Raw genomic sequence first — 7,638 nt, forward strand, 5'->3', positions numbered from 1 at the left:
GCCAGCCTTGTTGCTGAACCGCTTCTTTCCACCCGCTTTGGTGTCACTTTGGGCGGACAAATTCTCAACACTCGCGAGGCCATGTTGCTGTTCACCGTCTTGTGTTTTGGCGGATTGGCAAGTTTGCTGCCAGCATGGCGTGTGTATCGCATGACACTTGCGGACGGCTTGACGACACGGCTGTAAGCCGCACAAATAACCTCGACCCTGTTTGGAACGGAGCTCCGACCATGAAAGCACTTTTGCTGTCTGCCGCCCTCACGCTTGCAGCCACCGTCGGGACCGCCGATCAATCCAAAGAGGTTGACTGGACCGATCTGGCAGGCCTAGCCTCGGCGTTTGAAAATCCATTTGAGTCCCTGACGGACCTGCAGATGCAAACCTTGGCGCGTATTTTGCGTTTGGACTATTTGGCCGAAGCCGAAACGGACAAAAACGCCCAGGACGATGCCGCAAGCCTGCGTGTTGAACTGGCCAACGAGGGGATAGACGCAGACTTCCTGCTGGAGGAGCGCCTGCGCATCATGACCAAACTGGAGACTGAATCCCGCACACCTAATGCCGCGATCGTGGGCAAAACGGTGCGTATGCCAGGCTACCTGCTTCCGCTGGAAATGGACGGCAGTCTGGCGGTGGAGTTCCTTTTGGTGCCCACCGTCGGCGCCTGCATTCACACCCCGCCCCCGCCAGCCAATCAAATTGTGCATGTGCGCTATCCGGCAGGATATCCAACAGAAAGCTTGTACACACCGGTCTGGATCAGCGGTAAGCTGCGCAGCGAATTTGACAGCCATTCGCTTTACATGGTGGACGGTGAAACCAATGTGGATGTGACCTACACCATGGATGCAGACAGCGTAATAGCCTACGGTTCCTAAAGCCTAGGAGTGCTCTTCCGCCGCCGTGGCCGCCAACGCCTTGTTGTAGGCGCGCAGCGCATCCACATGAAAAACCGCGCCAAGCAGCTCCGGCGGCGCATCTTCGCCTCCCAGTTTAACCACCGGCAGGAAGGCCTCTCCGGTGTTCTCAAAGACAGGCATGGCGCTTTCCAACGTGGCTGTGCCACCCACATAAAGCCCTTCTGACACCATCTCCCAACAGCGATCCTCTGGCGCCGCCTTAGGATCATCTTTGGTCCGCATCACTTTGCCGACCCCACACATGGCCAAGAGATAGGCTTGAGGTCCAGCCGCAATGTGCACGTTTCGACGCTCAAGCTGTGTGAGGAAAAAGGACCCGTCCACCAGCCGCGAACTTAGCGCTGTGGAGATCGACACCGCGACCATCACGGCCAACCCGGTCTGCCAGTCGCCGGTCATTTCAAACACAATCAACGTGGTGGAAATGGGCGCACCCAACACGGCCGCGGCTACGGCTCCAAGCCCCGCCAGTGCATATAGTGTGGTGGTGCCAGAGACATCCGGGAAGATCGCCGTGGCAATCATACCAAACGCCAGGCCTGTCAACGCCCCGACCATCAGCGACGGAGAGAACACCCCACCACCCATACGCCCGGCCATGGTGATCGAAACCGCAACAACTTTCAGCACGGCAAACACGATTGCCTCATGCAGCAGCAAGTTGCCTGTTAATGCAGCAGAGGTGGTCTCGTAGCCCACGCCTATGATATGTGGAAACCAGATCGCCAGAATGCCCAGCAAGGCGCCGGAGATCGCAGGGCGCAGCCAACGGGGAATGCGCAAATCATCCTGCAGGTGACTGGCCATGTCGTCTGCCCAGAAAATTGTCCACATCAGCGCCACAGCCACCAGGCCACACAGACCGCCCAGGATCAGGAAAGCGGGAAGCTCTTGGTAAAACTGCAGCGCGGTGCCGGTGTTGAGCGTGAACTCCGTCACATCTCCAAATTCCAGCCGGTTGATCACCGTGCCCGCCACAGACGCAATCACAATGGGGGCAAAGGCGTGCACGGCAAAATGGCGCAGCACCACCTCCAAGGCAAAAAGTGCCCCGGCGATCGGTGCATTGAAACTTGCAGAGACCGCCGCGGCCACCGCGCAGCCCAGCAAATCACGCCCGGTGATACCATCCGCGTTGATCCGCACACTCACCCATGTGGCAATCATTCCCGCAAGATGAACCACAGGCCCTTCGCGGCCCGTGGACCCACCGGAGGACAGAGTGATTAAGCTGGCGAAGGCCGAGGCAATTCCCGCTTTGCGTTCCACGCGCCCTTCATGCAGCGCCGCGCCCTCGATCACATCTGCCACAGAGCGCACCCGCCCGTCGGGTGTGAATTTGTTGAGGATGATCCCAACAATGAGCCCACCAATTGTTGGAATGATCACCAGCCAATACCACGGCAGCGTGTTGGCAAATGTGTGCAAGCGGCTCAGATCTTCGGCGCCATAAATCGTGGACTGCAACCAAAGGATGCCTTTGCGGAACAACAACGCCGCAAACCCAGCCGCAATCCCGATGCAAAGCGCAATGATCCAGAACTGAAACTGACTTGGACCTTTGTGGACCAACACCTTCCATCCGCCACGGCAGGTGTCTGCCGCCTCATGGGCGCTCTCAGCGAGAAAGGAGCCTACCGACTTCGCCATAGTGCTGCAAAATCTCCAGGTGGGAGGGTGTAAGTTGTTACTTCCGATCTAGTCAGAATTTTCTTGTAACGCAAAGAGGTAAGCAGAGGGTTTCACGCCAAAGTGCCTGATTGTGCGCGGATTTTTTGGCCCTAGGCCCGGAGATCACCCCATCAGGGCTTTTGCAGCCGCCCGAGCCTCAGGTGTGATGGTATCTCCGGAGATCATACGCGCCACTTCATCCACCCGTTCACCATCGTCCAGCGGCACCACGCGGCTCAGGGTTTGGCCGTTCTTGACCGACTTCGCAACTTGCCAGTGATGTGCCCCAAGCGCAGCCACTTGTGGCGAGTGCGTCACAACAAGCACCTGCCCGCCTTCGGCCAGCGCCTTGAGACGACGGCCCACCGCGTCAGCCGTTGCGCCGCCAACACCCCGGTCAATTTCATCAAAGATCAAGGTCATTCCGCTGACATCATCAGTCAGGCACACTTTAAGCGCCAAGAGAAAACGACTCAATTCGCCACCCGAGGCAATTTTTGCCAGCGATCCAGATGGCGCACCTGGATTGGTGGCGACCACAAACTCCACCGCGTCGCGCCCGTCCGGCCCGGCCTCCCCTGGTGTCACACTGGTGGTAAACACAGCACGTTCCATTTTGAGCGGAGCCAGTTCCCCCATCACAGCCTTGTCGAGTTTTTTGGCGGACTTGCTACGTGCTGCAGTCAGAGCCTGCGCCGCCGCATCATAGGCCGCTTCCGCCTCTTTCAGATCCGCGGTCAGGGCGGCAATGTCACCTTCCCCCGCATCCAGCGCTATGAGACGGGTGCGCAACTCGTCAGCGTAGGTGCCCAGCTCATCCGGCAACACATTGTATTTGCGTGCCAAGCCACGAATGGCAAAAAGGCGCTCTTCGAGGTCTTCCAACTCATGCGGGTTGAAGTCCAGTGCTTCAAGACTGCGCTCTACGCCGTCGATGGCATCCGCCAGTTCGTTCAGCGCTCGCTCCAAGGCGGCCACAGGTGCTTCAAGCGTGTCGCCGGTTTCTGCCGCAGCATCTCCCAGCCAGCGCATCGCGTCGCTCATCGCGCTTTCCGCTCCGCCATTGCCAAGTGCGGCGTGGGCACGGCTTACGTCCCCTCGCACTTTTTCGGCGTTTTGCATCATTCGGCGGCGGGTATCGAGCTCAGCTTCTTCGCCCGGTTGCGGGTCCAGCTTGTCCAGCTCCGCAACAGCATGGCGCAGAAAATCTTCTTCTGCCTTGGCTTCCTCCAACGCCACCTGCGCGGCCCTCAGGGTTTTGCGGGCGCCAGTCATTTGAGACCAAGTCTTACGAGCTTTGCCCCGCAATGCCTCTGTCCCGGCAAACAGGTCCAACACGTTGCGATGACCCTTGGGGTCCAGCAACCCGCGATCATCATGCTGTCCATGCAGTTCCAATAAAGTTTCCGACAGGCGTCGTAGCACCTCACCAGACACGCGGCGGTCATTGATCCAGGCGGTTTTACGCCCGTCGCTGCGGTTGATACGGCGCAAGATGAGTTCCTCCCCACCAGGCAAACCCGCGTCCTCAAGAATGGCATGTGCAGGATGTCCGTCTGGCAGATCAAACTCTGCCACGACCTCGCCCTGATCTGCCCCAGCCCGCACCAGCTCTGCGCGTCCGCGCCAGCCCAACACAAAGCCAAGACTGTCGAGCAAAATCGATTTACCGGCGCCGGTTTCCCCGGTCAGCACGTTTAGCCCTGGCTGAAACACAAGGTCCAGCCGGTCGATGATGAGCATGTCACGGATTTCAAGCGAGCGCAGCATTAGGCCTCACACCACAGGGCATCCCCGCCCCCAATTACAGCCATTTGCCTTGCAAAGTCTGACGATAGACCTGATTGAGCCAACTGCTGCCGTCCGCCTTGGCTTCCAGCCCGTTTTCGCGCAGCAGATTGTAACTGTCCTGATACCATTCAGTGGACTGGAAGTTGTGGCCAAGGATCGCCGCTGCGGTCTGCGCTTCGCCGTAAAGACCAAGTGACAAATACGCTTCCACAAGGCGGTGCAGCGCTTCGGGCGCATGTGTTGTGGTTTGGAAATCTTCTACGACAACACGGAACCGTTTGATTGCCGCGCTGTAATGGTCTCGACGCAGATAGTAGCGGCCAATTTCCATTTCCTTGGATGCCAAGTGATCAAACGCCAGATCAAACTTCAACATCGCAGAGCGGGCATATTCGCTGTCGGGATAGATTTCGATCACCTTGCGCAATTCCTGCAAGGCCTGGAACGTCAAGCCTTGATCGCGGCCCACTTCGTCGATCTGATCGTAGTAGGTCAGCGCCAAAAGGTATTGCGCATAAGCTGCATCTTCGTCCGCTGGGTAGAAATCGATGTAGCGCTGTGCAGCAGCACGCGCCTCTGGATAGGCCCCATCGGAGTGATAGGCAAAAGCCTGCATCACCATCGAACGCTTGGCCAACTCACTATAAGGATACAACCGCTCGATTTCGGAGAAGAAGAACGCTGCATCGGTGCCACGATCTCGTGCGATCTCAAATTCGCCGCGCTCAAAGATTTGCTCCGGCGTGAACTGCTCCATGTCGATCAAGCCGCGACGCGCATCGCTGGCGCTGTTGTCACTACAGGCCACCGCCAAGGCCAAAGCCAGAACCGAACCGAAGAGGCGCGTGCGCGTTCCGATGCCTGACATAGTACCTACCTTCTGCTCCCTGCGGGATTTCCCCACGCTTTCACATGCTGTTAGCATAGAAATTTGCGGGGCAAAACGCCTTTGGACGGATTTGTTACGATCCGTATTTATGCAACGGCAGGAAACTCGCCCATATGCACACCAGCCCCAGGCAAACGGGCCGCTTGTGACGCATCACATTCCACCAAACGCCAGTTGTCAGGATGGGAGAAAAGTTCGCGCAGCAAGGCGTTGGTCAGCGAGTGGCCAGCCCGGTGACCGCGGTAATGTGCCAAAAGAGGCGCTCCGGCGAGATAAAGATCGCCCATCGCGTCTAGCATCTTATGGCGCACGGGTTCATCCGCGTGGCGCAGACCGCCTTTGGCCTGCACGTCGGCCCCATCAAACACAACTGCGTTTTCGGTAGGATCGCCACCAAGCGCCAGACCGCTGGCCTGCATCGCCTCCACATCCGCCTGACGGCAGAAGGTGCGGCTGTTGCACAGTTCGCGAATGAAGCTGCCGTTGGCAAGGTTCAGCTCTTTGGTCTGCTGACCAATGGCCTCATCGGTAAAGTCGATGTGGAAATCAATGCGCATTTCATCAGCCGGCAATAGCGCAGCAGTGGCATCACCACGGGTCACAGACACAGGCTTCAACACCTTGATGGCCCAAACCGGCGCGGCTTGGCGCACGATGCCCGCTTTCAGGAAGCCCAGCACAAAATCAGCCGAGCTGCCGTCCAGAATCGGCACTTCTGGCGCGTCTATCTCGATCAAAGCGTTGTGGATGCCACAGCCAGCCAGCGCGGCCATCAGATGTTCAATAGTGGAAACGGAAACACCAGCCTCATTTTTGATACGAGTACAAAGTGCCGTTTGCTCAACCAGGTCCCAGCGCGCCGGGATCATCGCATCGCCAATAAGGACATCCATGCGCTTGAACCAGATACCATAATCGGTGGACGCTGGCCGGACGGTCAGGTGCACCGTTGCGCCTGTGTGAAGGCCGGTGCCCTGAAAATGAACTGGTGTCTTTAGCGTTGCTTGCACTGGTTTCCCCAAAGTGACGCGGCACACCCCATTGGCCGCAATAGTGAGGTAGAGGCTTTGCCCTGTCTTCTCAAATAAAGCTTTGTAACGGTATGAAACATCGCTGTAACAAATCGGCAAAACACCGCGCACAATGACGTAAGCTTTTGTTTTTCAAATGAAAAAGGCCGCCCAATCGGGCGGCCTCTTCACAGTATTTCACAAAGAAATTAGTTCGCTTGGCGACGCAGGAAGGCAGGAATTTCAATCCGCTCCTGATCTTCGTCCATTTGCGGCGCTGGCTCATTGGTCTGAACCGCTGGCTGTTGACGCACGGGTTGGGCGGTTTGCGTCGCGCCCTGCTCCGCCGCATGGCCTGTCATCTTGTTGATCAGCGAGTTGATGCCAAAGCGAGGACGCTCTTCTGCTCGAGGTTCTGGCGCAGGCGCTGCCGGACGGACCGGAGCGGCGGGCGCTTTTTCAACAGCGGCTTGCAGACGCTGCATCAGCTGTGGCGTAGGTGTGCCTGGTGCCGGACGCTGAGGCGCAACAAATCCTTGTGGCTCCTCTTCGAACATTTCAGGCTGTACAGCTTGGGCCGGCGTTGGTTGATAGGCTGGCGCTGGCACATCTGCACCGGCAGACACCGCATCAAAAGTAGGCGCAGTTGCAACCGCAGGCACCTCTTCCTCAAAGATGTCTTCCATCTGTTCCTGCGCAGCAGCCTGCTGAGTGTCCATCTGATGGAACAGCGACGGCTCGGTCGCGGCCGGTGCTGGCTCAACCGCTGCAACCTCTTCCACAGCAGGAGCCTGCTGCACGGTTTCAATGGTTGGTGTCGCAGTCAGCGGCTCACGCATGGAGCGACGCGGCAAAGGCATTGCAGAATTGGTTTCCGCAGCATCGATACCGGTTGCGACAACAGACACACGCATGCCACCCTCAAGGTTCTCATCCATGGTGGAACCCACAATGATGTTCGCATCAGCGTCAACTTCTTCGCGGATACGGTTGGCCGCTTCGTCGAGTTCGAACAGGGTCAGGTCGTGACCACCGGTGATGTTGATCAGCACGCCCTTGGCGCCGCGCAGCGAGATTTCGTCTAGCAGTGGGTTGGCAATCGCCTTCTCGGCTGCCTGAATCGCGCGATCTTCGCCCTCTGCCTCGCCTGTACCCATCATCGCTTTGCCCATCTCGTCCATGACGGCGCGCACGTCGGCAAAGTCGAGGTTGATCAAGCCCGGACGCACCATCAGGTCCGTCACACCTTTAACGCCCTGATACAGAACGTCGTCTGCCATCGAGAAGGCTTCGGTAAAAGTGGTCTTTTCATTGGCCAAACGGAACAGGTTCTGGTTTGGAATGATGATCAGCGTGT

The 7,638-nt window shown here is 57.9% G+C and carries 6 protein-coding genes and 1 pseudogene; 2 read left to right on the forward strand and 5 right to left on the reverse strand.

Features of this window, described 5'->3' with window-relative positions; translation table 11 throughout:
* Together QZ517_RS19045 and QZ517_RS19050 are read left to right on the forward strand one after the other, a co-directional pair.
* Window positions 1-186 (forward strand): annotated as a pseudogene (locus QZ517_RS19045) (ABC transporter permease); the annotation flags it as partial.
* Between the two features lie 44 nt (window positions 187-230).
* A complete protein-coding gene (locus QZ517_RS19050) occupies window positions 231-878 on the forward strand; it encodes a DUF3299 domain-containing protein (RefSeq protein WP_294230294.1) in 648 nt (215 codons plus the stop codon).
* Between the two features lie 3 nt (window positions 879-881).
* Here QZ517_RS19050 and QZ517_RS19055 read toward each other — a convergent pair whose 3' ends face one another.
* The 5 genes from QZ517_RS19055 to QZ517_RS19075 all read right to left on the reverse strand — a co-directional run.
* Window positions 882-2,570, reverse strand: coding sequence for a chloride channel protein (locus QZ517_RS19055; protein ID WP_294230297.1), 1,689 nt, complete (start codon window positions 2,568-2,570; stop codon window positions 882-884).
* Between the two features lie 144 nt (window positions 2,571-2,714).
* Complete coding sequence (gene recN / locus QZ517_RS19060) at window positions 2,715-4,361, reverse strand: DNA repair protein RecN (protein ID WP_294230300.1); 1,647 nt, start codon at window positions 4,359-4,361, stop codon at window positions 2,715-2,717.
* Between the two features lie 34 nt (window positions 4,362-4,395).
* Window positions 4,396-5,250, reverse strand: a complete 855-nt coding sequence (locus tag QZ517_RS19065; RefSeq protein ID WP_294230303.1) for an outer membrane protein assembly factor BamD — start codon at window positions 5,248-5,250, stop codon at window positions 4,396-4,398.
* Between the two features lie 107 nt (window positions 5,251-5,357).
* Window positions 5,358-6,281, reverse strand: a complete 924-nt coding sequence (gene lpxC / locus QZ517_RS19070) for a UDP-3-O-acyl-N-acetylglucosamine deacetylase (protein ID WP_294230305.1) — start codon at window positions 6,279-6,281, stop codon at window positions 5,358-5,360.
* Between the two features lie 209 nt (window positions 6,282-6,490).
* The coding region (locus QZ517_RS19075) for a cell division protein FtsZ (protein ID WP_294230308.1) at window positions 6,491-7,638 on the reverse strand (1,148 nt) is incomplete at its 5' end.

This window comes from uncultured Shimia sp. (genome assembly GCF_913054185.1).
In the GTDB taxonomy this organism is placed as follows: Bacteria; Pseudomonadota; Alphaproteobacteria; order Rhodobacterales; family Rhodobacteraceae; genus Shimia.